Below are 24,063 nucleotides of genomic sequence, written 5' to 3'. Positions count from 1 at the left end.
GTCGAACAGCCTTACCGTGCTCGGACGCTAGGAGATCCACATGGCCGCCCCACTTTCCCGACGCGATCTCGACTTCATGCTCTACGAATGGCTTGATGCCACCGCGTTGATCGAGCGCAAACGCTATGCCGAGCATTCCCGTGAGACGTTCGACAGCATCCTCGACCTCAGTGAAGACATCGCCATCAAGCGGTTTGCCACACACAACAAGAAGGCCGACCAGAACGAGCCCACAATGGGTGCCGACGGCAAGGTCGAGATGATCGACGAGGTCGGCGCCGCACTCGACGAGTTCAGCAAGGCCGGATTCATCGCGGCCCAATTCGACGAAGAGGTCGGGGGCATGCAACTGCCCACGGTGGTGACCCGTGCCGCGATGGCGTGGTTCCAATCCGCGAACGCATCCACGTCGTCCTATCCCTTCCTGACGATGGCGAACGCGAACCTGTTGGTGGAGTACGGCACCGACGAGCAGATCGACACCTGGGTGCGGCCGATGCTCGAAGGCCGTTTCTTCGGCACCATGTGCCTGTCCGAACCGCAGGCCGGTTCATCGCTCGCCGACATCACCACCAAGGCGCTGCCCGTCGACGACGGCAGCTATCGCATCACCGGCACCAAGATGTGGATCTCCGGCGGCGATCACGAATTGTCCGAGAACATCGTGCATCTCGTGCTGGCCAAGGCACCCGATGGCGGCCCGGGCGTCAAAGGCATCTCGCTGTTCGTGGTGCCGAAGTTCCTCGCCGACGGAACCCGCAATGACGTTGTGCTGGTGGGCCTCAACCACAAGATGGGTAACCGCGGCACCACCAACACCCTGCTGAACTTCGGGGAGGGCAAGTATCGGCCGGCGCCGGAAACCGGTGCGGTCGGCTATCTCGTGGGCGACGTGCATCGCGGTCTGTCGTACATGTTCCGGATGATGAACGAGGCCCGGATCGGTGTCGGGTTCCTGGCCACCTCACTCGGCTACGCCGGTTATCAGCAGTCGCTCGAGTACGCCAAGACCCGCACTCAGGGCCGCGTGCCCACCAGCAAGGACCCGGCCTCCGTGCCGGTGCCCATCATCGAGCACGCCGATGTCAAACGAATGCTGTTGGCGCAGAAGTCATACGTGGAGGGAGCCCTGGCCCTGGGACTCTACTGCTCCAAGTTGGTCGACGAACAGCAGACTGCTCCCTCGCCGGAAGAAGCCGCCCGGATCGAGTTCCTGCTCGACGTGCTCACCCCGATCGCCAAGAGCTGGCCGTCGCAGTGGTGTCTGGAAGCGAACAGCCTGGCCATCCAGGTGCTCGGAGGGTACGGCTACACCAAGGAGTTCGATGTCGAGCAGCTCTACCGGGACAACCGCCTCAACCCCATTCACGAAGGCACGCACGGCATTCAGGGCCTGGACCTACTCGGCCGCAAGGTGGTGATGAAGGGCGGCGCCGGGTTGCAGCTGCTCGTCGACGCCATCTCCGCCACCATCGACCGGGCCGCGAGCGTGGACGCAGACAAGGCAGACGCCTTGCGGGCGGCCGTCGATCGGCTGGTCGAGGTCACCGGGCAGCTGTGGTCCGCCGGAGACCCGGCGGTCAGTCTGGCGAACTCGTCGATTTACCTCGAGGCCACCGGACACGTGGTGATCGCCTGGATGTGGCTCGAGCAACTCATCGCGGCCGATGGTGCACAGGGCGACTTCTACGACGGCAAACGTGCTGCGGCCCAGTACTTCTATCGATATGAACTGCCCCGCACCGGCCCGCAGTTCGATCTTCTGGCCGACCTGGACCGCACAACTCTGGACGCCGACCCGAACTGGTTCTGACCCAGAGGGGCGGTCGAACCCACACACCCTCCGGCTCCGGCCACGACCTCCGGTTGCAACCGGAGGAACTCACCGATGCCGGAGGGGCTGGGTTGGACCCAGCCCCTCCAGCATCGGTGTCAGCTCTAAAGCGCTTTGAGTTCTTCGATGACCAGGCCGACGGACTTCTTGGCGTCACCGAAGAGCATCGAGGTGCCTGGTGCGGTGAACAACGGGTTGTCGATACCGGCGTAACCCGATGCCATGCCTCGTTTGAGAACGATGACCGAGCGGGATTGGTCGACGTTCAGGATCGGCATCCCGTGGATCGGGGACGACGGGTCGTTGCGCGCGGCGGGGTTGGTGACGTCGTTGGCGCCGATGACCAGGGTGACGTCGGTGCGCGAGAACTCACCGTTGATGTCGTCCATTTCCTTCATCGCGTCGTACTCGACATCAGCCTCTGCCAGAAGCACATTCATGTGTCCGGGCATACGTCCGGCGACCGGGTGGATGGCGTACTTGACCTCCACACCCTTGTCTTCGAGGATGCTCGCCATGTCCTTGACCGCATGCTGGGCCTGCGCCACGGCCAGGCCGTAACCGGGAACCACGATCACCTGCGAGGCATAGGCCATCTGGATCGCCGCATCGGCGGCCGAGGTGGCCTTGACGGTGCCCTGCTCACCGGCGGGACCGCCCACCGCTGCGTCACCGCCCCCGCCGAACGACCCGAACACGATCGCCGGGATGGACCGGTTCATCGCCGTGGCCATCAGGTTGGTCAAGATCGAACCCGATGCGCCGACGATCATGCCGGCCACGATCATCGCGGTGTTGTTGAGCGCCAAACCGGCTGCCGCCGCCGACAATCCGGTCATCGCGTTGAGCAGCGAGATCACCACAGGCATGTCCGCGCCGCCGATCGGCAGCACCACGAACAACCCCATGATGCCGGCAGCGATCAGCACCAGCACGATCCACCACTGCGACGAGCCCTCGCCCGGGGTGGCGTTGACACCGATGTACACACACGCCGCCACAGCAACGATCAACAAAGCGATGTTCGCGAGCTGGAAGGTCTTGGCGTTCTTGACGAACGCCTTCTCGACCTTCTTGTTCATCAACTCCTGCAGCTTGAGGAAAGCGATCAGCGAGCCCCAGAACGACACCGAACCGATGATCGCCGCGAACAGCGACCCGATCACGATGTGAATGGTCGGGGATTCACCGTGCTTGAACTCGGAAAACCCTGCCGTCTCGATGAACTCGGCCCACGCGATCAACGCCACCGTGCCACCACCGACACCGTTGAACAACGCCACCAACTGCGGCATGGCCGTCATCTTGGTGCGTTTGGCCGGTGGCACACCCAAGATCACACCGATCAGCAGACCCGCCGCGATCAGGATCCAGTTGATGGCATATGTGTCACGGATGTCGATGAGCGTCGCGACAACGGCCAAACCCATACCGGCCGCGGCAATCCAGTTGCCACGGACCGCGGTCTTGGGACCTGTCAGCCCGGACAGACCGAAGATGAACAGTGAGAACGCAACGATGTAGAGGATCTGGACGAGGTTGTTCATTTGTCAGCTCCCTCGGCCGGCGCGACCGGCGCCTTCTTGCTCTTGAACATGCCCAACATCCGGTCGGTGACCAAGAATCCACCGACCACGTTCAGGGTTCCGAATATCAACGCGATGAACGCGATGATCCGCACACCCCACGGGGCGTCATCAGGCAAGCGGCCCAACACGATCAACGCACCCAACACGACGATGCCGTGAATGGCGTTGGTACCCGACATCAACGGCGTGTGCAACGTGTTGGGGACCTTCGAGATGACGGCGAAGCCCACAAAACCCGCCAACACCAAAATCGCGATGTTCGCCAATAGACCCGTATACATCTCAGGCACCTGCCTTCACGTCAGTCGTCTCGCGCGTCACGCACGCTTTGGCCAGCACTTCGTCGTCGAAGTCCGGGGCGAGGTTGCCCTCGTCATCGAGCATCAACTCCAACAGCGCAAGAATGTTCTTGGCGTACAGCTCCGAGGCGTGCTCGGGCATCCCCGCAGGCAAGTTGAGCGGCGAGCAGATCATCACGTCGTGCTTGACGACGTCCTGGCCCGGTTCGGTCAGCTCGCAGTTGCCGCCGGTCTCACCGGCCAGGTCCACCACCACCGAGCCCGGCTTCATGCCTTCCACCGCAGCGGCGGTCACCAGACGCGGCGCCGGGCGACCGGGCACCAGCGCGGTGGTTATCACCACGTCGAATCCCTTGATCGCGTCCTCGAGAGCCTGCTGCTGCTTGGCCCGCTCGTCGTCGGTGAGTTCACGGGCATAACCACCCTCACCGGCAGCGTCGATACCCAGATCCAGCCACTGACCGCCCACCGACTTGACCTGCTCGGCCACCTCCGGACGCACGTCATATCCGGTGGTCCGCGCACCCAACCGCTTCGCCGTCGCCAACGCCTGCAACCCGGCCACACCCACCCCGAGCACCAACACCGTCGCGGGCTTCACCGTGCCGGCGGCCGTGGTCAACATCGGAAAGAAGCGGGTGGAGCGCTCAGCAGCCAAGATCACGGCCTTGTAGCCGGCCACGTTGCCCTGCGACGACAACGCATCCATCGACTGTGCACGCGAAATCCGCGGAATGGCCTCGACCGCAAACCCCTGCACACCGGCCGACTTGAGGGCACCGATCTGATTCTCGGCATTACGCGGAGCGAGGAACCCGATCAACGACGACCCCGACTTGAGCTTGCCGATCTCCTCATCGGTGGGGGCGTCAACCTTCACCACCACATCCGCTGACCACGCATCACCGATCGAGGCACCAGCAGCCACATACAGCTCATCGGGAATGAGCGCGCCCAAACCCGCGCCGGACTCCACGATCACCGACACACCTTTATTCACCAAAGACGCCGCAACCTTCGGAACCAACGCGACCCGACGCTCTCCCGCAGCCGTCTCGCGCACAACGCCGACACTCATACACGCTCCCTCGTCGTGGGTGCGGGCAAGTCACACGGTGCGGCCCGTTTTCGCCGCCCAGAATTTTTTGCCCACCAATGCCTGATGTGGCGCACGACACGCGCACGCCACATCACTTTGATGGAACATAGCATGATCAAATGGCCTGCCCGGTGTGGCATAGCGCACTGCGATGAGTGACACAGATCTCGACTGTTGCCTCTTTGATCAGCGCGTTTGGGCCGAACAGACGAACAACAGGTTTTGTCAGAACTGCACTGCGGTGACGACCTCGCCAGTCGGCTGCGGTGAGCCGCCCTCGGGTTCGATGGTCACCGCGATCCGGTCAGAACCGATGAGGTCCGTGATCGGAACGGCCTGACGGACGGGCTCGGCGCCCATCGTCCCCACCGAGGTCGGATCGTGGCTCTCGCCGAGCAACCACATCTGGTACGTCTGTCCGGGCGGAGTGGGCGGTAGGCCCTCGGCGATCACGACAGCCTGATTGGCCTCTCGCGAGGTCGCGACGATGACGCTTCCGCCGTCGCTGAGCGAGTCCCGCTTCAGTTGCATGTCCGCCGATCCGAGGATGGCCATCGTCTGCTGTTCGAGTGCACTGACCGGCGCCTTCTCCTCGGGCGCCGTGACCCGGCCGACCGTGACGCCGCCGATCACCAAGATCAGCGCGGCCGCAGCGGCACCGACGGCGATGCTGAAACGGCGTCGGCGATCGGCCAGGCTGATCACCTTTGCCGGCTCGGCGTCGGCCTGCGGCACCGCAGTCGGAAGTGCCGCGAGCACCGCTTCTCGCAACTGGGGTGGTGGGGGCGTCTCGTCGACTGCGGTCATCTCCACGAGAGCTTCGCGGGTGCGGCCGATTTCCCGCAGGTACCGAGACCGCACGGGTTCGGCTTCCTGGGCGAGTTCGCGTTCGAGGCGCTCCACCTCGTTGTCGTCCAGGGCGTTGATCGCATAGAGCTCGACATGCTCGTCGAGCCAGCTGTGGTCAGCCATGTGAAGTCGCCTCCAAGCAGTCTTTGAGGCGTCGCAGTCCGTCGCGGATGCGGGATTTGATGGTCGGGAGTGCGGCGTCGAGCCGCTCGGCGACCTGCCGGTAGGTCATACCGCCGTAGTACGACAGCTCGATACTCTGCCGCTGGGTGGCGGTGAGACTGCCGAGACACACCATCACGTCGGATCGTTCTTCGGCCGCCACGACCGAGTCGGCGACGGTGTCGGTGGGGGTCTCCACGTTGGAGACCGAGTAGTCGTGGCCGCGCTTGCCCGCCGCTTCCTCACTCCGGACCCGATCGACGGCGCGCCGATGGGCGATGGTGAGCAGCCAGCTCAGAGCCGAACCCGATGCGGGATCGAAACTGTCCGCCTTCTGCCAGACCTGCAGGTACACCTCCTGCACTGTCTCCTCTGCGTAGCCACGATCGCGCAGAACTCGAAGGATCAGCCCAAAAACACGGGAACCCGTCGCGTCGTACAGCTCGGCGAAAGCCTGTCGATCATGGCCGGCCGTCCTGATCAACAGATCAGCCAGATCTACCCGAGCTCCGGGAATTCGGTCGGTCACATCCATGACACTAGCGATAGTCATCAAGACACCTACTCGATCCGGAACACCCGGTTGTGCCAACCGGTCGCTCCGTCGGGGATGGGGGCCACCCTCTCTTCGGGCTGCACTGCCCCCGTTTCGTCAGTTGCGCGGCAATAAACCGTGTGTTGGCCGGGGGTGGCCTGCCAGGTCCAGAACCACTGTCGCCAGGTGTCATTGGAGTACTCGGTGGCCAAGGTCGCGGTGTTCCACGGGCCGTTGTCGACCCTCACCTCGACCTTCGCGATACCGCGGTGCTGCGCCCAGGCGGTGCCGGCGATCACCACATCTCCCACGGGCAACTTCGACAATCCTGCGGGCCTGTCGATCCGCGAGGCGGTCTTGATCGGCGCCTTGACGCCCCAATCCCTCTTGGTCCAGTAGGCCTCGGCCTTGTCGAAGCGAGTGATCTCCCAGTCGACAACCCATTTGGTCGCCGAGACGAAGCCGTACAGACCGGGCACGAGCTGGCGAACGGGATAACCGTGCTCCAGGGGCAGGGGTTCGCCGTTCATCCCGATGACAAGCATCGCGTCGCGCCCGTCTGTCAGGGCATCGATGGGCGTGCCGGAGGTCCAGCCGTCGACGCTGGTGGAGAACAACATGTCGGCGTCGTCTTGCACGCCGGCGCGCTCGAGGATGTCCTTGATCGGGTAGCCGGTCCAGCGAGCCGTGCCCGCCAGGTTGCCACCGACCTCGTTGGAGACGCAGGTCAGCGTGATGATCCGCTCCTGCGCTTGCATGTCCATGAGGTCGTCCCAGGTCAGGGTGACCTCGTTGTCCACCATGCCGTGGATCTTCAGGCTCCACTCACCGGTGGTGAGTTTTGGGACCTGGAGCGCGGTGTCGATGCGGTAGAACTCTGCGTTGTTCGTCATGAACGGCGTCGCGCCGTCGATCCCGACATCTGCGCCCGCGGGAATCGGCGCCGCGCCGCTGGCCGGACGGGGAAGCCGGACCCTGCGCCGGTCGGCGATCACATCGCCCATCGTCGACACCTGCCGGCCGATGAACGCTGCTGCCACCGAGGCCGCCGCCACCACGCCTGCCGAGATGCCGAACTGTCGCCTCGACAGTCCTCGCGAACCGGAATCGGACGAGCTCGTGGCGGCGTGGGATCCGGTGTCAAGCGGCGCGGAGACCTCCTTGGTGCCACCACCATCGCGTCCAGCGCGTCTGCCTCTGAAGAGAAACCCTCGTAAACCCCTCAGCACCAGTATGCCGACCACCATTGCCACCAAAGACGGTGCGGCATACCACGTGTCAGATGTCGGACGATGGAGCGCAGCGAGCACACCGAAAGCTCCGAACGCGACGATGAGTGCCGAACCGATTGGAACAGTGCGCCGTTCGGCTATCCCGGCGACGATCGCGAGTACAACCACCGCACCGGCGATGCCCCACAACAGAACCGGCTTGTCATTGGTGCCAAAGGTGTCGATCGCGAACTCGCGGACCGGAGCCGGGGCTCGGTCGACGAGGAACGACCCGACTGCATAGAAGGGAGATGCATAAGACGAGACGGCCGCTGCCGCCAGTTCGCCGGCCGCCAAGCCGGCGCCAACCGCGATCAGGCCGGCAAGCCCGTCGCGTGCTATCGCTGCGATTCGCAATTGCTCAGCCTTTCAAGAGAAGTCATCAGGTCGTTATCGATGAGGGATTCGGCGCCGAGAACGTTACGGATGGTCATGACCTCTTTGAAAAAGTTTCCGATCCGCACCCATCCGATTTCGGCGCAGCTCCGAACCTGCAGTGATCGACCAAGTGATCGACACACTCCGCCACAAAGTGGTGGACGAAGTCGTTTGCGCCTCCGTACAAGACAGCAATGGATAGGACAGCGAACATGGCTCTCAAACGAATTCAGCGACTTGCAGTGACCGTGGCGGGCGTCGGCCTGGCAGTAGGACTCGTGGCGGGGTGTTCGGACGACAGTTCCGACTCGTCCTCGAGCACCGCGGCATCGGCGCCGATGACCTCTTCCGAAATGACCTCGGGCTCAAGCTCGTCGATGGAGCCGGCCTCCCTCGTCGGACCGGGCTGCGCGGCATACGCAGAGGCCAACCCCACCGGCGCGGGCTCCGTGAACGGCATGGCGATGGATCCCGTCGCCACCGCCGCATCCAACAACCCGATGCTCAAGACCCTGACCCAGGCGGTCTCCGGACAGCTCAACCCGCAGGTCAACCTCGTCGACACCCTCAACGGTGGCGAGTTCACCGTCTTCGCGCCGACCGATGATGCCTTCGCCAAGATCGATCCGGCCACCATCGAGACACTGAAGACCGACAGCGCTCTGCTGACCAAGATCCTGACCTACCACGTCGTACCGGGCCAGCTGACCCCCGAGCAGGTCGCCGGCATGCAGACCTCAGTCGAGGGCCAGGCCGTCAACGTGACCGGCTCGGGCGACTCGCTCAAGGCCAACGATTCGGCAGTGGTCTGTGGTGGTGTGAAAACCGCCAACGCAACCGTCTACCTCATCGACACCGTGATGATGCCCCCGGCCATGTGATCCATGTCCGACGCGTCATCTCACCGCTGAGGTAGATCAAGATTCGGGCCGGGACGGTTCACCCCCCGACCGGCCGTCCCGGCCCGAGTCGCATGCCGATAACACAATTTGCCGAGGTCTCCCATATCGTGGGGGTGTGACGGTAGGCCCGATCCCTGGTGATCAGATCGAAACCGCTCCGGCGGAGTCCGATCCGGCCGAGCGGCGAACCATAGTCGACTTTCTGCGCAGACCTGTTTCAGTTCAGGTTCTGCGCTTTTGTGCTGTCGGGATCGCGTGCACTACTGCGTATGCGCTGATGTACCTGAGTCTTCATCCGCTGATCGGCGCGCAGGCCGCGAACTTCGTCTCGATGCTGATCGCGGCCGTTCTCAACACCGGCGCCAACCGCGCCTTCACTTTCCGGCTTCGCGGCCAGCGGATGATCCTGCTCCATCACGTGCAGGGCATCGCGGTGTTCGCGTTCGGCTGGTCGCTGAGCGCCTTCTCACTGTTCGTCCTCCACCAGATCTCAGAGCACCCCTCGAGTAAATTGGAACTCGCCCTGCTCATGCTGGTCAATCTGATCGCGACAGCGGTGCGGTTCTTCACCTTCCGGCATGTCTTCTCACGGGCTCTGGCCCGCCAGCTCGAGGCCGGCGGCCAGAGAACCCGCTAAAGCGACGCTGCGTGCCGGCCGGCCCGACGACCGAAGAACGACCCCTCGCCCAGCTGCGTTCCACTGGCGTAGCCCTTACCGTCCTGGGCGATGTTCGCTGCACCTGCGCCTGCGGCATATAGCCCGGTGATGACCGAGCCGTCGTCGGTGAGCACCTGGCCTTCGGCGGAGGTGGCAAGACCGCCCATCGTGAATCCGGCGTACATCGCCTTGCCGAGCGACATGTCGAATGCCGCCCATGGCCCGTTGTCCTGGGGCGCGAGCCACTCCGCACGCTTGCCGAAGTCCGGGTCTTCACCGCGGGCGGCGTTCTCGTTGTACCGATCCAGCGTCTTCTGCAGATGTCCTGACGGGATACCAAGTCCGTCCTCCATCTCGGCCACGGTTTCCCAGCCGTCGATGAACGGGACGAGAGGGAACTCCGGGCGTTCCATGTGTGCTTCGTCCACGATGAGGTAGGCGATCGCGTCCGGCTGCTCCATCACGAATGCCGATGTGCGCGAGTGATAGGAATCCTCGTTGACGAAACGCCGGCCGTTTTTGTTCACCGCAAGGCCGGTCAGGAGGATCGACGGCGGGTACAGCGGCGCGGTGACAAACGACTGATCCATGTGCTTGAGTCCGCCACCCACCGACGCGCCCAGCCGGATCCCCAAGCCGTCGTCGTAGGTGCTGCCGAGGGTGTACGGCTTCTCGGCCAGTTCCGGCGTGAACTCGGCGACCATCGATTCGTTCATCACGAACCCGCCGGCCGCGATGATCACCGCCTTTGCGCGGATGAAACCGGTCTCCTGCAATCGCTTCCACTTCAGTCCGACAACGGTGCCGGATTCGTCGACCACCAGATTGCGGGCGCCGGTCTCGTACCGGATCTCGTTACCCGTCTCGGCAAGCCGCTTCACCAGGAGCTCGGTGACCATTCCCGCGCCACCGGTGTCGCCTTTGACGGGCACCTTGTGACCACGCGGCGCCGGCTTGGCCTTGTCGCAAAACGGCCAGACCTTCTCGTTGCCTGTGAACATCAAGCCCTGGGTGCCGGGCTGGATGACGGCCTTTTCCGGGTAGTACGACCGCTCGAACTCGAATCCGAGACTCTCGAGCCAGTTGAAGTGCTCGACACTGCCCTGGCAGTAGGCGTGGATCTTGTCCGGTTCGGGATCGCGCGAGACGGCGAGGAGGTACTTCTCCATCTCCTCGGGCGAATCCTCGTGTCCGGTCGCCTGCTGCACCGGTGTGCCGCCGCCGAGATAGAAGTGGCCACCGGCCATCGCCGATGTCCCGCCTGCCGCCGCTGCTCGCTCGAGGACCAGCACTCGGGCACCGGCCGATGCGGCCTCCACCGCCGCGCTACCTCCCGAGATGCCGCACCCGACCACCACGACGTCCACTTCATCGGACCATTCCGGCACCTCGGAAACGGGCACTACCTCGGGCAACTCCGCCTGCATCGCGACTTCCTCACTTGTTTGACCGTCAGACGACCGCCATATCGGACGAATCGCCAAACTAGAACTCGTTCTAATTTAGGTCATTTCGGTGATGAGTGCCATGGCCTTGCACTGTTCGGTGAGCGTCATCGTCGATTGGTTCAGCTCCCAGTGCACCTCGCTCGCGCCCAGTTCACTCGCCTGCGCCAGATCGGCGGGCAGGGTCTCGGCGAACCGGTCGAGTGCACCCGGCAGCGAGTCTCGGATCGGATTGAGCCGTAGCGCAACCGGGCCGCGACCCCCGGCCTCTCGATACAGGGCTATCGCCTCGGTGGCCGAAGCCCAGGTGGTGATCGGGTACATGAAGCCGTCTGCGATGGCCGCCGCCTGGGCGATGCCCTGCGGCGTCATCGCCGCGATGTACACGGGCAGTGTCGGCTGGGCCGGCTTCGGCTCCACCCAGCTCGGGCGCAGCCGGTAGTGGTCGCCTTGGAACGAAACCCGACCCGGCTGCCAGCATCGGCGCATCAATTCCAGGTGTTCGGCGAGCGCATCCACCCGGGAGGTCATCGACACCCCTGCCGATTCGTGTTCGTGCGGGGTCCAGCCCTGGCCGATCCCCACGTCGAGTCGTCCGCCGCTGAGCCGATCGAGGGTGGCCAGCCGCCGGGCCAGCACCACCGGCGGCTGGAACAGCGCGTGCACCACCGTCGTCGCGAGCCGGACCCTCGTGGTGTGCGCAGCCGCCCAGGTCAGCATCTCGATGCAGTCCCACACCGGTCGGGGCGTCTGGCAGGCCTGGCCGAGGGGTCCGGCGTCGGCCGGTAGCAACAGCCGGTCGGCCGAGGAAACGCTGTGAAAGCCGAGGTCATCGGCGGTGCGGGCGATTTGCGCCACCGAATCGGGCCCGGCCAGCGGCCCGAAGGTGGGCAAGCTGATACCGCGGCGGATTGCCGCCATCGCCGTACTCCTTCGGTCCAGGTGTTGTTGTTCTCACCCGTATGGACCGATATTGCGGAGTTATTTCATCGACACCGGTCACACGTGTTCGGAGATGAGTACCGCAGTGCAGTCCGGTTCGAGGGCTTTGAACGTGTGCGGCAGATCGCCCGGGTAGCTGATGTAGTCGCCCGGGCCCAGTTCGACGGGGTCATCGATGAGTCCGACAAGCGCGCGACCACTGCCGATCACCAGATGCTCGACCACTCCGGCCATGTGGGGGTCGGACACCCGCGGTTCACCCGGCTGCGCCGTGATCAGGTAGATGTCGCGGCGGGCGTGCGGAGGACAGGCTGCCAGCACCGTCGCCATGTAGTCGGACTGCTCCGACGCCACCGCAGGACCTTCGCCCGACCGGATCACCTGCACGCGTGGGGTCGGCGGCTGGACGAGGTGGGCGAAGGGCACATCGAGGGCTGTACTGAGCGCCCACAGCGTCTCCACACTCGGGTTACCGTTGCCGGCCTCGAGTTGAGACAGCGTCGATTTGGCGACTCCCGCGCGGCGAGCCACTTCGGCGAGCGAGAGCCCCGTTCGTTTCCGTTCGCGTTGCAGTGCTGCCGCAATCGCCTGCAGCGGCGCTCCAGCCATGTCCGACCTCCGGTCTCGCCGACAACTCCCGTGCCGTTCGGCTCAGACTACCTTCGTTCGGCTTGACGAACACCACCGACATCGTTCACGATGTTGACCATGCGTTCGATATGGCGAACACCGCGGCTCGGCATCTCGCTTGATGCTGATGCGGCCACTGCCCGCGACGTCGCACTCGTCTGCGTCGCCGTGGGCGTTGTCGGACTTTCCTTCGGCGCGATCGCCGTCAGCAGCGGTTTCCCCCTCTGGATGCCCCTGTTGATGTCTGTGGTCGTGTTCGCCGGAGCATCCCAGTTCACATTCGTCGCGATCCTCGCCGCAGGCGGCGGCATCTTTGCCGCGGTTGCCGCCGGGTTGCTGGCCAACGCAAGGCACATCCTGTTCGGCTTCTCGATCGGCGACGTGCTCGGAAAGTCCCTCGGATGGCGGTTGCTCGGATCGCATCTGATGATCGACGAATCGGTTGCGTTCACGCTTGCGCAGGACTCACCGAAGATGCGCAGAGCGATCTATTGGGCCTGCGGCGCAGGCCTTTTCGTCGCCTGGAACGTCGGGGTCCTCGCCGGTTCGGCGGGCGGCACACTCATCACCGACACCGACGCCTTCGGATTGGACGCCGCATTCCCGGCGGTCCTCCTCGCCCTCATCCTGCCCGCGATGCGCGACCGAGCCATCCGCAATGCCGCGCTCGCCGGTGCCGTCATCGCCGTCGGCGCCTCGTTCATCACCCCGGTGGGCGTACCGGTGCTACTCGCTTTGGCTGCGCTGGTGCTCGTCGTTCCGATCCCCCGCCGTCGACGTGCGGCCATCGGATGAACACCTCGACGCCCGTCCTACTCGTCGGCATCGCGGTATTGGCCTTGGGTACGTACGCTTTTCGGTTCGTCGGGCCGGTGCTCGCAGCTCGGGTGACGATGCCTCCGGATCTCCACCGGCTCACCACCGTCGGTAGTGTGGTCCTGCTGGCCGCGCTCGTGGCGACCTCCACGCTCATCGACGATCAGCACTTCGCGGAGCCGTCCCGCATCGTCGGCGTCGCCGTCGGCGGCGTCCTCGCCTGGCGCCGGGCGCCTTTCGTGGTTGTCGTGGCCGCCGCTGCCGCGTGTGCAGCGTTACTGCGCCTGGCCGGGCTCCCCTGACACCGGCATTCGGGCGCCGAGCCGGACTGTCAGGCGCCCAACCAGGTCAAGATGTCTTTGGTGACCGGGTCCGTGATGTCGGCGTAAGCGGGATGCTTCTTCAGGAAGGCCGAGACCAGCGGACACACCGCGACAATTCGCTTGCCTTGTGCGCGAACATCATCAAGCGCCTCTGAGACGAGGATCGTGGCCAGGCCGCGTCCTCCGAAAGCCTCCTGCACCTCGGTGTGGTAAAAAACCCGACTCTGTTCGCGGTCCGCGTAGGCTGCGAACCCGACGACCTCGCCGTCCACGGAGACCGTGTATCGGTGCTTGTCCGGATCGGGTGCAACGGTCACAGGCGCGCCGGTCTTGTCGGTGATGGTGGAGCTGTTTTGAGTCATGCCACGACAACCTTTCGGATGTATCTGCTATTCCACCGACATCAGGACTCAGCGATCAGACGTGGTTTGATTCGGACATTCGGCAATGTCGGTGCAGGCAAGCGGTCGACGCCACCCACGTAGCCCTCGACGTGTCCGAACCGGTCGGCATGCGCCTGCCACTGCGTCCGGTACTCCACGATCTCCTCGTGGCTGCGTCCCACGAAGTTCCACCACATCACCAGATCTTCGCCGAATGGTGTGCCGCCCAACAGGATCATCCTGCACGGGCGTTCGTCAGAACTCTGCAATGTGATGTGGTGGTGCCCGGGAGCCAGGTAGGCCAACTCCGTCTGCACCACCTCGGCTCCTTCCACACTGACCGAGCCCTGGTCCACCAGCACACCGTGCTCGAACGTGGGATGCACGGGGATGGTGACGGACGCACCCATGTCGAGATCGATCTGAGCGCCCAGCAGCGGGCTGAACGTGGTGACAGGCGACGACTTTCCGAGCAGATCGCCAATGAAGACACTCACCCGGCCGCCGTCGAGTGCGATCGGTTCGGGAACGAAGTGCTCGAACTTTCGCGCCGTGTCGCGCGATTCGTCAGGAAGGGCCACCCATAGCTGGACGCCGTGCAGCGTGGTGGTGTCGGGCGTCGAGACCTCCGAGTGGGCGATCCCGTGACCCGCAGTCATCAGGTTCACCTCGCCCGGGCGGACGAAAGCGTGCACACCCAAACTGTCGCGGTGCTCGATCTCGCCGGTGAAAAGCCAGCTCACCGTCTGCAACCCGGTGTGTGGGTGCGGTGGCACGTCCATCCCACCCGTGGTCCTGACATCCGCCGGGCCGTAGTGGTCGGCGAAGCACCAGGCCCCGATCAGGGACCGCGCACGCTGCGGCAATGTGCGATGGACGGTCATGGCGCGCGGACCGCCCAACGGAACGTCACGGGACGTCAGGATCTGCACGTGATGCCGATCTCCGGGGGCCGGTGAGCAATCGATTTCCGGACCGTTGACCACGTTGCTCATACTGGCGCCTCATTCCTCACCTTGTCGGCGGGCATTTTTCATTTCGTGACATTTCAATCCGCAATCCTGGGCTCGCGAATTGGGTGACGGTGGTAATACTTTCGATGAGGAACCAGCCGATTCACTGGAAATCGTCAGGTGACCGCGTCGTTCCATCCGAGTCTAAATCGTGTGCCACAGCTAGACCACTAGTGGAGGTAATCCGAAAATGTCAGCTCCGACGACAGTTCAAAAGTTAGCTGCCGAAGCACTGGGAACGTTCTGGCTCGTTCTCGGGGGTTGCGGCAGCGCCGTTTTCGCAGCGAAGGTGATCGCGGACGACGACGGGACTCAGCTCGGCATCGGGTTCCTCGGCGTATCTATCGCTTTCGGCCTCACCGTCCTGACCGGCGTCTACGCCCTCGGTCACATCTCGGGTGGACATTTCAACCCGGCCGTCACGGTGGGCGCCGCTCTGGCCAGGCGTTTCCAATGGAAGGACGTACCGGGCTACGTCGTCGTGCAGGTGATCGGTGGCCTCATCGGCGGCGCGATCATCCTTCTCATCGCCAATGGCAAAGAAGGGTTCGAGGCCGAGGGTTCGATGGCCGCCAACGGCTTCGGCGACCACTCGCCGGGCGGGTACACCCTGTGGGCCGCACTCGTGGCCGAGATCGTCCTGACCGCCATTTTTGTCATCGTCATCCTGGGTGCCACCGACACCCGAGCGCCACAAGGTATCGCGGGCATCGCAATTGGTCTGGCCCTCACCCTCATTCATCTCATCAGCATCCCCATCACCAACACCTCGGTGAACCCCGCGCGATCGACGGCGGTGGCGTTCTTCAACGGCAATGGCGCGCCCGGTCAGCTCTGGTTGTTCTGGGTCGCGCCGCTCGTGGGCGCACTGTTGGCCGGCATTCTCTACCCCCTCGTCTTCGACAAGGGGGCAAACGAACCCGAACTCGATCAGATCCCCAATCCAGCGGTGTCTGCCTGAACCTGCCCGGTCGACAGCCGGCCGTCACGCAACCCGGGTGGCGAGCATCGTCTCTTCGAGAGTCCACGTGTTCTCGCCGTCGTCGGAGAACTCACCTGTCCATGTGAAGGAGTCATCGGTGATGTCGGCAAAGCGCCACCGCAGCAGTGGTTCGTCATCTGTGCTGGTCAAAGTGATATCCCTGTCGCCTATCTCGCCGATGAACTTCCGAACACGTGCATTGATCGGCTCCACCCACGTTGACCTCCAGGCTGCGATCGACGGGTCGTAGAACCGGATGGTCGATCCGTGGAATGCTCTAAACCCCCGTTCCGGCGGCGCAAGAGCGGCCCCGGGCACCATCCACACATCCTGGATCGCACGACCGCCCAGGACCCACCCGAAATGGAGCTCTCCGTCGAGTTCGGGAGAGTCCGTTGCCGCTGGTATCCAGCGAATGTGCCACGACCCCACGAATCTGCCGAAAGCCCGCAAGTGGTCAGCTGCGCCCCGAGCCGGTCCAGGGGAATGCAGGTGGGCGGCCAAGGCGTTGTCGCCTCCGAAATCCGTCAGCATGTTGACATGTTGTCAGATTACTGACGCATATGCCAGGCTGGGTAGGTGAACAAGGCGGAGGCTTACCGATTGCTCATCGCCGACGTCTACGAACTCGCCGGCGCATCGCGCCGGACGAGCGAGGACGTGGCTCGACGGGCTGGACAGACCGTTGCCCGATGGCACGTGCTCAGCGTCCTGTCAGAACCGTCGACGGTGGCCGGAGCTGCACGACGCCTTGGCCTGTCACGCCAGAGCGTGCATCGCGTCTGCGGCGACCTCTTACGTGAAGGGCTTCTGGACAGCCAGGACAATCCCGACCATCAGACCTCACCCCTACTCCGACTCACCAGCGCCGGCGCGGCGATTCTGGCCGAGCTGGTGCAGGAGTCGGACGTCGAGAGGTCCCGGTTGCTCACCCGCACACAGATCACAGTGGACGAACTCGAGAGCACGCGCACCATCGTCCGCACCCTGATCACCGCCCTCGACAACCCGTAGGCCCGTGTCCCGACGTCAGTGAAATCTCCTCAGGCGCAGGCTGTTTCCGACGACGAACACCGATGACAACGCCATCGCCCCGCCGGCGATCATGGGGCTGAGCAATCCGAGTGCGGCCAGTGGCAGTGCGGCCACGTTGTATCCGAACGCCCAGAACAGATTTCCTTTGATTGTGCGAAGTGTTGCGCGAGACAGGCGAATGGCATCGCCTGCGGCCCGCAGGTCACCCCGGACCAGGGTGATGTCCCCCGCCTCGATCGCGGCGTCGGTACCCGTGCCCATCGCCAGTCCCAGGTCGGCCTGAGCCAGCGCGGCGGCGTCGTTGACACCGTCGCCGACCATCGCGACGGTCTTTCCCTGTGACTGCAAGTCCTTGATCGTATCGACCTTCGCGGACGGCAGTACCCCCGCGATCACTGTGTTGATACCCACCTGTGCGGCAACCGCTTTGGCGACACTCTCGTGATCACCCGTGAGCAACACCGGCTCGAGACCGAGGTCCACCAACTCCTCGACGGCCTGCCGCGACGTCGCTTTCACCACGTCGGAGACCACGAGCACACCGCGAGCGCGTCCGCCCCAGGCGACCGCGACAGCAGTCTGGCCTTCCGATCCCGCCCGCTCCAGTGCTGCGACCAGCTCACCGGGTATCTCGTTGCCTCGCTCGGTCAGCAGTTGTGGTCGACCGAGAAGCACCTCCACGTCGTCGACGACACCCTGGACCCCGAGGCCCGCCGAATTGACGAAGTCACGAACTGCGGGCAGCGGGCCGGTGCGCTCGCGTGCGCCGTCGGCGATGGCACGCGCGATCGGATGTTCGGACGCGTTCTCGACCGCTCCGGCTACGCGCACAACATGATCCGTCTCTTCACCGTCGGCGACGGCTACCTCCGTCAGAGTCATCTGACCGGTTGTCACGGTGCCGGTCTTGTCGAGCACCACGGTGTCGACCTGCCGGGTGGACTCGAGCACCTCGGGTCCCTTGATCAGTATTCCCATCGTGGCACCGCGGCCTGTCCCGACCATCAACGCGGTCGGCGTCGCCAGCCCGAGTGCGCAGGGGCACGCGATGATCAACACGGCGACCGCCGCGGTGAAGGCATCGGCAGCGTCATATCCGAGCAGCAGCCACACAGCCAGAGTGCCCAGCGCGAGCGCGATGACCACGGGCACGAAGACACCGGAGATCCGGTCGGCCAAACGCTGTACCTGCGCCTTGCCGTTCTGCGCCTGTTCCACAAGCCTCGCCATCTGCGCGAGCTGTGTGTCGTTACCGATCTTGGTGGCGCGTACGGTGATCCGTCCTCCGGCGTTCACCGTGGCGCCGACCACCGCATCGCCTTCGTTCACCTCGACCGGCACCGATTCACCGGTCAACATCGACGCATCCACGGCCGACGAGCCACTTTCCACCACACCGTCGGTTGCGATCCGCTCGCCCGGCCGCACCACGAACAGGTCTCCGACGGCCAGGTCTCCGATGGGCACCAGCGATTCGATGTCATCCCTGAGCACGGTCACGTCTTTGGCGCCGAGACCGAGGAGCGTTCGCAAGGCCGCTCCTGCGCGGCGTTTGGATCGCATCTCGAAGAACCGGCCGGCCAAGATGAAGGTGGTGACTCCCGCCGCCGCCTCCAGGTAGATGTTGGCCGACCCGTCCGAGGAACTCATCTCCATCCCGCCGTGTGCGGTCTGGGGATCACCGGCGGCTCCGAAGAACAGCGCGTAGAGCGACCAGCCCAGCGCGGCAATGGTTCCCACCGATACGAGTGTGTCCATCGTCGCAGCGCCGTGACGCAGGTTGATCGCTGCCGCCCGGTGGAACTGCCAGCCTCCCCACACGACCACAGGCGCTGCGAGTGTCAACGAGAGCCACTGCCAGTTGTCGAACTGCAGAGGCGGAATCATCGCCATGGCGATCACGGGAACGGAGAGGGCGGCGCTGACCAGCGTGCGATGACGCAGGCGGTTCAGTTCCTGATCATGACCGTCGTCATCGTTGTCGTCGGCGGCGGAATCGGGATGGTCCTCGATCGCTTTTGCCCGGTAGCCGGCCGCCTCGACCGCAGCGATCAAGTCGCCGGTGGCGACGGGATCGGAGTAGGCGACGTTTGCCTTCTCGGTCGCGTAATTCACCGTCGCCTGCACGCCGTCGAGCTTGTTGAGCTTACGTTCGATGCGGTTGGCGCACGAGGCACACGTCATCCCAGCGATCTCGAGGTCGATATGTGCCTGCGGGACAGCCGCTTTCGCGTCGCCGGTGGAACTCGTCGGCATAGTCGAACTCATTGCTCAGCCCAGCCGGTATCCGGCCTCGTGCACCGCGGCCTCGATCTCGTCCCGGCCCACCGGCTGCTCACTGTGGACGGTGAGCCCGCCGCTGTTCAGGTCCACGTCCACCTTGTCCACACCGGGCACATCGGACACTTCCTCGGTGACCGATGCGACGCAGTGCTGGCATGTCATCCCCACCACCGTGTAAGTCTGCGCGCTCATGTTCGCCCTCCTTCTACGACCGGACCAGCCGGGCGATCGCCTCGGTGGCCTCTTTGACTTTTTCTTGACCCTGCTCTTCGCTCTGGCGGGCTGCATCGACGACGCAATGCGACATGTGCTCCTCGAGCAGTCCCAGGCTCACCGCTTGCAGGGCCTTGGTCATCGCCGCCACCTGGGTGAGGATGTCGATGCAGTACTTCTCGTCTTCGACCATCCGCTGCAACCCGCGGGCCTGCCCCTCGATGCGGCGAAGCCGCTTGAGGTAGTCGTCCTTGCGGTTGATGTAGCCGTGGTGTTGGTGCTCGTCGGCCATGTGCCCTCTTTCGCCCGTTGTTCGTACCGGTTTACCATACCCCCCTACCGTACCCAAGTCGAGGAGGGTGTCTGTCGAGCCGGGTCTCACCGATGCGGAGTGCCACAGATGGCCGAACGATCTTGTCGTGGGTCAACGGCGACCCTCCGGTCGAGCGCGATCAGTTGATCGACGACATCGCCGCAATGTGGTTGTCGCTCGGCGAAAGCGCGTCGGACATGGCGCGGTCGAGGCTCGATGTCCGGCCGGGTGCGTAGCTGTCCCGAGTCACCGTTGGGGTTCAGCAGGGCGATGACGCAACGCACGCGCCAGATCGGTCAGGGCATCCGCGACCGCGAGTAGGGCTTCGTCGACCGTGGGCGTACGTGAGTGGCCGGCTGACCGGTTCGACTCCGGTTGATCACCGGCCGGACTCACTCCGCTCGACGCGGGGTCCCGGGACGACTCCGCCGTCTCCTCCTGCTCCGCGTCAGGTTCGCGGTGTCGACGAGGTGGGGACTTCGGTGCCACCGCGCGAGCCGCGGCATCACTGGCGGTGACGAGGGTGCCGTTGCGAGAACCGTTCCGGCTGACCAGTGGCTCCGGCCGGTACGGCGCCCCGAACCCACGCATCTTCGAGGGCGGGGCGAACCGGTGCGGTCCACCGTGGTCGGCGAACAGAACGCAACTGCCTCCGTGAACTCCGTCGGATGCCACACAGCTCTCGAGCTCCGCGAGACGCTGGCCGGACTGACCGTCGAGCCACAGCACCCAGGTCCGCCGCGCATCGGGCGGCTCGGCTCCCCCGTCACTACCGTGCGTCCCGTCGTGACCGAGCCCCAGGCGGCATCGTTGAACCCAGCCGTTCTCCGGCGCGTGCACAAACGCTTCATGCGTGTCGGAGGCAGCGATTACGGTTGACCAACACAGGTCGAATTCGGTCGCCACCGCTACATCTTGGCCTCATTGAGATGCGGTGGCGAGTCCGACACACGAGTTGGGAGTTTTGATGATTGGTTTCGTTAATGCCATTGCCCTCGACGGACCAGATCCGGTCGGGCTCGCGCAGTTCTACCAGCAAGTTCTCGGCGGTGAGCTGGATACAAGCGATCCCGAATGGGTCACGCTGGATTGTGGTTTGGGTAAAGCGAAACTGACATTTCAACCATCAACCAGCTATGTACCCCCGAAGTTCCCCGACCCCAACGGCAGTCAGCAGTTCCATCTCGACATCCAGGTCGACGACTTCGAGTCGGCCGAACCACAGATACTCGACCTCGGAGCGCGCAAGGTCGAGGGTCAGGAACATCCCGGTTTCCGGGTGTACCTCGACCCGGTGGGTCACCCGTTCTGCCTTGTCTTGGAGTAACCGCAGCTTCCTTCTGACTGCTGTCTGACGAAGTCAGGCCGCGTATAGTTGCTGTCATGGTTGCAGTTCTCGACGAGAAGTTGGCCGACCTCGATCGGTGGACGCCGGGCGACCGGTGCTCGATAGTGCGCGCCCTCGAGGTGGTCGGGACCAGGACTGCACTGCTGATCATGCGCGAGGCCGTGTACGGCACGACCCGTTTCGACGGATTCGCGCGGCGGGTAGGAGTCAGCGACGCGGTCGCATCCGCACGGCTCAAAGCACTTGTCGAAGCAGGTCTGCTGGAGAAGTCGCCGTATCAGGAGCCTGGCCAACGCACCCGTTACGAGTACCGGCTCACGGAGATGGGCACCGACCTGGTTCCCGTGCTGTTCGGGCTCATGCAGTGGGGAGACAAGTATTTCCAGCCCAAGGGCAAGCCGCTGCAGCTGCAATCCAACGTGACGGGTGAGCCCGTGCACGTGGGACTGACCACGCCCGACGGCACCGAGGTCCCCCTCGACGACTTGCGGATATCGCTGGTCAAACGCTGACGGATAGACTCCTCAGCCATGGTTGCCGACGCTGCGCTGCGTGCTGATCTCGTGGTGGTCGGTGCGGGTGTCGCAGGCCTCACCGCGGCCGTTCGAGCCGCCGAATCCGGGCTCGCGGTGATCGTTCTCAACAAGGGCAGCGGCTGGCGTCCCGACGATCCGGCACCCAACACCGCCACCTACTTCGCGCAGGGTGGCATCGCCGTTGTCGAGCCCAGCAACGCGGAGGACTCGGTCGCACTGCACACCCGCGACACCGTGGTCGCGGGTGCCGGTCTCACCGACCCGGCAGCCACCGAGTCCATTCTTTCGGAGGGCCATGCCGCGGTCTCGGCCTTGGTCAGCTGGGGCGCGCACTTCGACATCGGGGACGACGGGCGTTTCCTGCGGACACGAGAAGGTGGACACAGCGTTCGTCGGATCATTCACGCCGGCGGCGACGCCACCGGAGCGCAGGTGCAACGGTCCCTGGCAGTGCGCGCGCTCTCCCAACCCAGCATCACCGTGCTCGACGAATCGTATGCCCAGCAGATCCTGCGGGACCAGCACGGCACAGCGGTCGGGGTGCGCGTCGGACGCTCCGGTGGCGCCTTCCGAGACATCCTCGCGCCCACGGTAATTCTCGCGACCGGCGGGGTCGGGCACCTCTATGCGGCCACCACCAACCCACTCGGTTCGACGGGTGACGGCATCGCTCTGGCGCACAGGGCTGGTGCGGCGGTCTCGGACATGGAGTTCATCCAATTTCATCCCACGATGCTGTACCGCCCCGGTCAGCGCGGCAGGCGCACACTCATCACCGAGGCACTACGCGGCGAGGGCGCAAGACTCGTTGACAGCGAAAGCAATTCGGTCACCGAAGGCGTTCACCCCCTCGGCGACCTCGCTCCGCGCGACGTGGTCGCGAATGCGGTCGGTGCCGCCATGGCACGCACCGGCCACCGCTGCGTCTACCTCGACGCCCGACACATCGCGGACTTCGGCCGCCGCTTCCCCACGGTCACCGCCGGTGTCGCAGCAATCGGCATCGACCCCACCACCGACCTCATCCCGGTGGTGCCCGGTGCTCATTACCTCTGTGGAGGTGTTGTCACCGATACCGAGGGCGCCACCACCGTTCCTGGGTTGTTTGCCGCAGGCGAAGTCGCCCGGACAGGCCTGCACGGTGCAAATCGGTTGGCGTCCAACAGTTTGCTCGAAGGACTGGTGATGGGACTGCGGGTCGCGCGGGCAGCCGCCGGCCGAGCCGGGCAGCAAGACGCTTTGCGACCGGACGTCGCGTCCGGCCTCGACGCACCTGTCGCCCCACGTCGAGAACTCCAGGACCGAATGTCTGCGAGCGCGGCCCTATCTCGCGACCATTCAGGGCTGATGGCTCTCGCCGACCACCTCGATTCGGTGCCGCGTCGGCCACTGCTGGATGGTGCCGACCACGAAGATGCTGCCCTGACCGCCACCGCACGACTGGTGGTCGCCGGCGCCTTGGCCCGAAAAGAGTCGCGGGGTTGCCACCATCGGGTGGACTACCCCGAGGCCACCGCGCCCATCGCGGGTTGACGTACGCGACCCGCCGATTGCCAGGTGGGTATGTTGCTTCTTGGCTCCCCCGTGTGTTCATAACAGTCCTCCTGCTTCAGTTTTCGTACATGCTCATCATCTTCCCGCCTTTGACGTTCGCGCATGTCTACAGGTTCCGCGCGGGGTTCATCCGAACGGGCTACTATCGAATGTGTGTTCGATTGATGTAGACTGATGACACGCTGATCGTCCGCAAGACCTGACTCTGAGATACGTGTGACTACGCCACCATTGTGATCGGCTGTCCCAATGTTGTTGTCCCAGTGTTGTTGTCTTGGAGGGGGTGTGGTGAGGCTGTTGTTGATCTGGTTGATGAGGTCATCGGGGTGGAGTTCCCTGCTGATCCGGCCGGGGTGGTGGCGGTGGTGAAAGATCTGATCACCCTGCGTAATGCTGTCGATGCACGGTTGGCGGCGGGTGCGGCGATCATCGACCGGTTGGGTGTCGCCAAACGGATGGGGTCGACAACGTCAAAGCTGTTGCAGGCCAACGGTGCTACTCCTGGGGCGGCGGCGCGGTGGTTACGCATCGGCACCGGGCTAGCAGGCCTGGACCGTACAGCCGGATACTTTCGGGACGGATTCCTGTCCGCCGAACACGTCGATGCAGTGGTCCCAGGCATCAGCCATGTTCGGGGCCGCGTGGTGGGTGTGATGAGCGAAGAGTTCCGG

The 24,063-nt window shown here is 64.4% G+C and carries 27 protein-coding genes and 1 pseudogene; 12 read left to right on the top strand and 16 right to left on the bottom strand.

Going from position 1 to position 24,063, the window contains the following annotated elements:
• The first annotated feature begins 40 nt into the window (after nt 1–40).
• A complete protein-coding gene (locus CSW57_RS23945) occupies nt 41–1,813 on the top strand; it encodes an acyl-CoA dehydrogenase (RefSeq protein ID WP_099385106.1) in 1,773 nt (590 codons plus the stop codon).
• A gap of 125 nt (nt 1,814–1,938) precedes the next feature.
• Here the strand turns inward: CSW57_RS23945 and CSW57_RS23940 are convergent, their stop codons facing one another.
• From CSW57_RS23940 to CSW57_RS23915, 6 genes are all read right to left on the bottom strand, one after another.
• Nucleotides 1,939–3,381 carry an NAD(P)(+) transhydrogenase (Re/Si-specific) subunit beta gene (locus CSW57_RS23940; protein WP_099385105.1) on the bottom strand — a complete coding sequence of 481 codons (1,443 nt, stop codon included), beginning with the start codon at nt 3,379–3,381 and terminating at the stop codon, nt 1,939–1,941.
• On the bottom strand, nt 3,378–3,704 hold the full coding sequence (locus CSW57_RS23935; RefSeq protein ID WP_099385104.1) for an NAD(P) transhydrogenase subunit alpha: 327 nt from the start codon (nt 3,702–3,704) through the stop codon (nt 3,378–3,380). Before CSW57_RS23935 ends, CSW57_RS23940 begins: the two co-directional genes overlap by 4 nt.
• Before the next feature lies 1 nt (nt 3,705).
• The gene (locus CSW57_RS23930) at nt 3,706–4,800 is read right to left on the bottom strand and encodes a Re/Si-specific NAD(P)(+) transhydrogenase subunit alpha (RefSeq protein WP_023954347.1); all 1,095 of its coding nucleotides are present in this window, start codon (nt 4,798–4,800) and stop codon (nt 3,706–3,708) included.
• A 246-nt stretch (nt 4,801–5,046) separates the two neighbouring features.
• Nucleotides 5,047–5,793, bottom strand: a complete 747-nt coding sequence (locus CSW57_RS23925; protein ID WP_099385103.1) for an anti-sigma factor — start codon at nt 5,791–5,793, stop codon at nt 5,047–5,049.
• A complete protein-coding gene (sigK, locus tag CSW57_RS23920) occupies nt 5,786–6,385 on the bottom strand; it encodes an ECF RNA polymerase sigma factor SigK (RefSeq protein WP_223249489.1) in 600 nt (199 codons plus the stop codon). Before sigK ends, CSW57_RS23925 begins: the two co-directional genes overlap by 8 nt.
• Before the next feature lie 8 nt (nt 6,386–6,393).
• Nucleotides 6,394–7,995, bottom strand: coding sequence for a molybdopterin-dependent oxidoreductase (locus CSW57_RS23915; protein ID WP_223249488.1), 1,602 nt, complete (start codon nt 7,993–7,995; stop codon nt 6,394–6,396).
• A gap of 233 nt (nt 7,996–8,228) precedes the next feature.
• Between CSW57_RS23915 and CSW57_RS23910 the strand changes: the two genes are divergently transcribed.
• Nucleotides 8,229–8,897, top strand: coding sequence for a fasciclin domain-containing protein (locus CSW57_RS23910; protein ID WP_099385102.1), 669 nt, complete (start codon nt 8,229–8,231; stop codon nt 8,895–8,897).
• A 136-nt stretch (nt 8,898–9,033) separates the two neighbouring features.
• Nucleotides 9,034–9,555 carry a GtrA family protein gene (locus CSW57_RS23905; RefSeq protein ID WP_099385101.1) on the top strand — a complete coding sequence of 174 codons (522 nt, stop codon included), beginning with the start codon at nt 9,034–9,036 and terminating at the stop codon, nt 9,553–9,555.
• Here CSW57_RS23905 and CSW57_RS23900 read toward each other — a convergent pair.
• From CSW57_RS23900 to CSW57_RS23890, 3 genes are all read right to left on the bottom strand, one after another.
• Nucleotides 9,552–11,003 carry an FAD-binding protein gene (locus CSW57_RS23900; RefSeq protein ID WP_099385100.1) on the bottom strand — a complete coding sequence of 484 codons (1,452 nt, stop codon included), beginning with the start codon at nt 11,001–11,003 and terminating at the stop codon, nt 9,552–9,554. The two genes, CSW57_RS23905 and CSW57_RS23900, sit on opposite strands and share 4 nt — an antisense overlap.
• Before the next feature lie 75 nt (nt 11,004–11,078).
• Nucleotides 11,079–11,942: an LLM class flavin-dependent oxidoreductase gene (locus tag CSW57_RS23895; RefSeq protein WP_099385099.1), complete on the bottom strand. Its 864-nt coding sequence runs from the start codon at nt 11,940–11,942 to the stop codon at nt 11,079–11,081.
• A 78-nt stretch (nt 11,943–12,020) separates the two neighbouring features.
• On the bottom strand, nt 12,021–12,572 hold the full coding sequence (locus CSW57_RS23890) for a helix-turn-helix domain-containing protein (RefSeq protein WP_099385098.1): 552 nt from the start codon (nt 12,570–12,572) through the stop codon (nt 12,021–12,023).
• A gap of 99 nt (nt 12,573–12,671) precedes the next feature.
• Between CSW57_RS23890 and CSW57_RS23885 the strand changes: the two genes are divergently transcribed.
• The gene (locus CSW57_RS23885) at nt 12,672–13,388 is read left to right on the top strand and encodes an AzlC family ABC transporter permease (RefSeq protein ID WP_099385127.1); all 717 of its coding nucleotides are present in this window, start codon (nt 12,672–12,674) and stop codon (nt 13,386–13,388) included.
• A complete protein-coding gene (locus CSW57_RS23880) occupies nt 13,385–13,711 on the top strand; it encodes an AzlD domain-containing protein (protein WP_099385097.1) in 327 nt (108 codons plus the stop codon). The genes CSW57_RS23885 and CSW57_RS23880 overlap by 4 nt, the downstream gene beginning before the upstream one ends.
• Before the next feature lie 29 nt (nt 13,712–13,740).
• On the opposite strand, the gene CSW57_RS23875 is transcribed toward CSW57_RS23880, so the two are convergent.
• Nucleotides 13,741–14,094 (bottom strand): GNAT family N-acetyltransferase, encoded by a 354-nt coding sequence (locus tag CSW57_RS23875; RefSeq protein WP_062796626.1) that lies wholly within the window; start codon nt 14,092–14,094, stop codon nt 13,741–13,743.
• Between the two features lie 41 nt (nt 14,095–14,135).
• On the bottom strand, nt 14,136–15,110 hold the full coding sequence (locus tag CSW57_RS23870; RefSeq protein WP_099385096.1) for a pirin family protein: 975 nt from the start codon (nt 15,108–15,110) through the stop codon (nt 14,136–14,138).
• A gap of 208 nt (nt 15,111–15,318) precedes the next feature.
• Here CSW57_RS23870 and aqpZ point away from each other — a divergent pair, with 208 nt between their 5' ends.
• Nucleotides 15,319–16,089, top strand: coding sequence for an aquaporin Z (gene aqpZ, locus CSW57_RS23865; protein ID WP_099385095.1), 771 nt, complete (start codon nt 15,319–15,321; stop codon nt 16,087–16,089).
• 24 nt (nt 16,090–16,113) lie between these two features.
• On the opposite strand, the gene CSW57_RS23860 is transcribed toward aqpZ, so the two are convergent.
• Entirely contained in the window at nt 16,114–16,644 is a 531-nt protein-coding gene (locus CSW57_RS23860) for a hypothetical protein (RefSeq protein WP_223249487.1), read from the bottom strand.
• 45 nt (nt 16,645–16,689) lie between these two features.
• On the opposite strand from CSW57_RS23860, the gene CSW57_RS23855 reads away from it, so the two are divergent.
• On the top strand, nt 16,690–17,124 hold the full coding sequence (locus tag CSW57_RS23855) for a MarR family winged helix-turn-helix transcriptional regulator (RefSeq protein ID WP_223249486.1): 435 nt from the start codon (nt 16,690–16,692) through the stop codon (nt 17,122–17,124).
• 15 nt (nt 17,125–17,139) lie between these two features.
• On the opposite strand, the gene CSW57_RS23850 is transcribed toward CSW57_RS23855, so the two are convergent.
• From CSW57_RS23850 to CSW57_RS23840, 3 genes are read right to left on the bottom strand one after another with little or no spacing between them, the layout of a single operon-like run.
• Nucleotides 17,140–19,401: a heavy metal translocating P-type ATPase gene (locus tag CSW57_RS23850; RefSeq protein ID WP_223249485.1), complete on the bottom strand. Its 2,262-nt coding sequence runs from the start codon at nt 19,399–19,401 to the stop codon at nt 17,140–17,142.
• A 15-nt stretch (nt 19,402–19,416) separates the two neighbouring features.
• On the bottom strand, nt 19,417–19,620 hold the full coding sequence (locus tag CSW57_RS23845; protein ID WP_099385093.1) for a heavy-metal-associated domain-containing protein: 204 nt from the start codon (nt 19,618–19,620) through the stop codon (nt 19,417–19,419).
• 13 nt (nt 19,621–19,633) lie between these two features.
• Entirely contained in the window at nt 19,634–19,933 is a 300-nt protein-coding gene (locus CSW57_RS23840; protein ID WP_030176527.1) for a metal-sensitive transcriptional regulator, read from the bottom strand.
• Between the two features lie 92 nt (nt 19,934–20,025).
• Between CSW57_RS23840 and CSW57_RS24580 the strand changes: the two genes are divergently transcribed.
• Nucleotides 20,026–20,190, top strand: a complete 165-nt coding sequence (locus CSW57_RS24580; RefSeq protein WP_189339421.1) for a hypothetical protein — start codon at nt 20,026–20,028, stop codon at nt 20,188–20,190.
• A gap of 10 nt (nt 20,191–20,200) precedes the next feature.
• On the opposite strand, the gene CSW57_RS23835 is transcribed toward CSW57_RS24580, so the two are convergent.
• On the bottom strand, nt 20,201–20,860 hold the full coding sequence (locus tag CSW57_RS23835) for a hypothetical protein (protein WP_189339420.1): 660 nt from the start codon (nt 20,858–20,860) through the stop codon (nt 20,201–20,203).
• 61 nt (nt 20,861–20,921) lie between these two features.
• On the opposite strand from CSW57_RS23835, the gene CSW57_RS23825 reads away from it, so the two are divergent.
• From CSW57_RS23825 to CSW57_RS23810, 4 genes and pseudogenes are all read left to right on the top strand, one after another.
• On the top strand, nt 20,922–21,281 hold the full coding sequence (locus CSW57_RS23825) for a VOC family protein (protein WP_023954391.1): 360 nt from the start codon (nt 20,922–20,924) through the stop codon (nt 21,279–21,281).
• Between the two features lie 56 nt (nt 21,282–21,337).
• Nucleotides 21,338–21,814, top strand: a complete 477-nt coding sequence (locus CSW57_RS23820) for a winged helix-turn-helix transcriptional regulator (protein ID WP_099385090.1) — start codon at nt 21,338–21,340, stop codon at nt 21,812–21,814.
• Nucleotides 21,815–21,832: 18 nt separating this feature from the next.
• A complete protein-coding gene (gene nadB / locus CSW57_RS23815; RefSeq protein WP_099385089.1) occupies nt 21,833–23,371 on the top strand; it encodes an L-aspartate oxidase in 1,539 nt (512 codons plus the stop codon).
• Between the two features lie 347 nt (nt 23,372–23,718).
• Nucleotides 23,719–24,063, top strand: a pseudogene (locus tag CSW57_RS23810) (HNH endonuclease); the annotation flags it as partial.

It is taken from the genome of Williamsia muralis (genome assembly GCF_002735905.1).
GTDB lineage: Bacteria > Actinomycetota > Actinomycetes > Mycobacteriales > Mycobacteriaceae > Williamsia > Williamsia muralis_A.
This window is presented reverse-complemented; position numbering and strand designations above follow the sequence as displayed.

Coding starts and splice junctions, on each gene's coding strand:
- CSW57_RS23945 (WP_099385106.1), top strand. CDS start 41: ATGGCCGCCCCACTTTCCCGACGCGATCTCGACTTCATGCTCTACGAA.
- CSW57_RS23940 (WP_099385105.1), bottom strand. CDS start 3,381: ATGAACAACCTCGTCCAGATCCTCTACATCGTTGCGTTCTCACTGTTC.
- CSW57_RS23935 (WP_099385104.1), bottom strand. CDS start 3,704: ATGTATACGGGTCTATTGGCGAACATCGCGATTTTGGTGTTGGCGGGT.
- CSW57_RS23930 (WP_023954347.1), bottom strand. CDS start 4,800: ATGAGTGTCGGCGTTGTGCGCGAGACGGCTGCGGGAGAGCGTCGGGTC.
- CSW57_RS23925 (WP_099385103.1), bottom strand. CDS start 5,793: ATGGCTGACCACAGCTGGCTCGACGAGCATGTCGAGCTCTATGCGATC.
- sigK (WP_223249489.1), bottom strand. CDS start 6,385: ATGACTATCGCTAGTGTCATGGATGTGACCGACCGAATTCCCGGAGCT.
- CSW57_RS23910 (WP_099385102.1), top strand. CDS start 8,229: ATGGCTCTCAAACGAATTCAGCGACTTGCAGTGACCGTGGCGGGCGTC.
- CSW57_RS23900 (WP_099385100.1), bottom strand. CDS start 11,003: ATGCAGGCGGAGTTGCCCGAGGTAGTGCCCGTTTCCGAGGTGCCGGAA.
- CSW57_RS23895 (WP_099385099.1), bottom strand. CDS start 11,942: ATGGCGGCAATCCGCCGCGGTATCAGCTTGCCCACCTTCGGGCCGCTG.
- CSW57_RS23890 (WP_099385098.1), bottom strand. CDS start 12,572: ATGGCTGGAGCGCCGCTGCAGGCGATTGCGGCAGCACTGCAACGCGAA.
- CSW57_RS23885 (WP_099385127.1), top strand. CDS start 12,672: ATGCGTTCGATATGGCGAACACCGCGGCTCGGCATCTCGCTTGATGCT.
- CSW57_RS23880 (WP_099385097.1), top strand. CDS start 13,385: ATGAACACCTCGACGCCCGTCCTACTCGTCGGCATCGCGGTATTGGCC.
- CSW57_RS23875 (WP_062796626.1), bottom strand. CDS start 14,094: ATGACTCAAAACAGCTCCACCATCACCGACAAGACCGGCGCGCCTGTG.
- CSW57_RS23870 (WP_099385096.1), bottom strand. CDS start 15,110: ATGAGCAACGTGGTCAACGGTCCGGAAATCGATTGCTCACCGGCCCCC.
- aqpZ (WP_099385095.1), top strand. CDS start 15,319: ATGTCAGCTCCGACGACAGTTCAAAAGTTAGCTGCCGAAGCACTGGGA.
- CSW57_RS23860 (WP_223249487.1), bottom strand. CDS start 16,644: ATGCTGACGGATTTCGGAGGCGACAACGCCTTGGCCGCCCACCTGCAT.
- CSW57_RS23850 (WP_223249485.1), bottom strand. CDS start 19,401: ATGCCGACGAGTTCCACCGGCGACGCGAAAGCGGCTGTCCCGCAGGCA.
- CSW57_RS23845 (WP_099385093.1), bottom strand. CDS start 19,620: ATGAGCGCGCAGACTTACACGGTGGTGGGGATGACATGCCAGCACTGC.
- CSW57_RS23840 (WP_030176527.1), bottom strand. CDS start 19,933: ATGGCCGACGAGCACCAACACCACGGCTACATCAACCGCAAGGACGAC.
- CSW57_RS24580 (WP_189339421.1), top strand. CDS start 20,026: ATGCGGAGTGCCACAGATGGCCGAACGATCTTGTCGTGGGTCAACGGC.
- CSW57_RS23825 (WP_023954391.1), top strand. CDS start 20,922: ATGATTGGTTTCGTTAATGCCATTGCCCTCGACGGACCAGATCCGGTC.
- CSW57_RS23820 (WP_099385090.1), top strand. CDS start 21,338: ATGGTTGCAGTTCTCGACGAGAAGTTGGCCGACCTCGATCGGTGGACG.
- nadB (WP_099385089.1), top strand. CDS start 21,833: ATGGTTGCCGACGCTGCGCTGCGTGCTGATCTCGTGGTGGTCGGTGCG.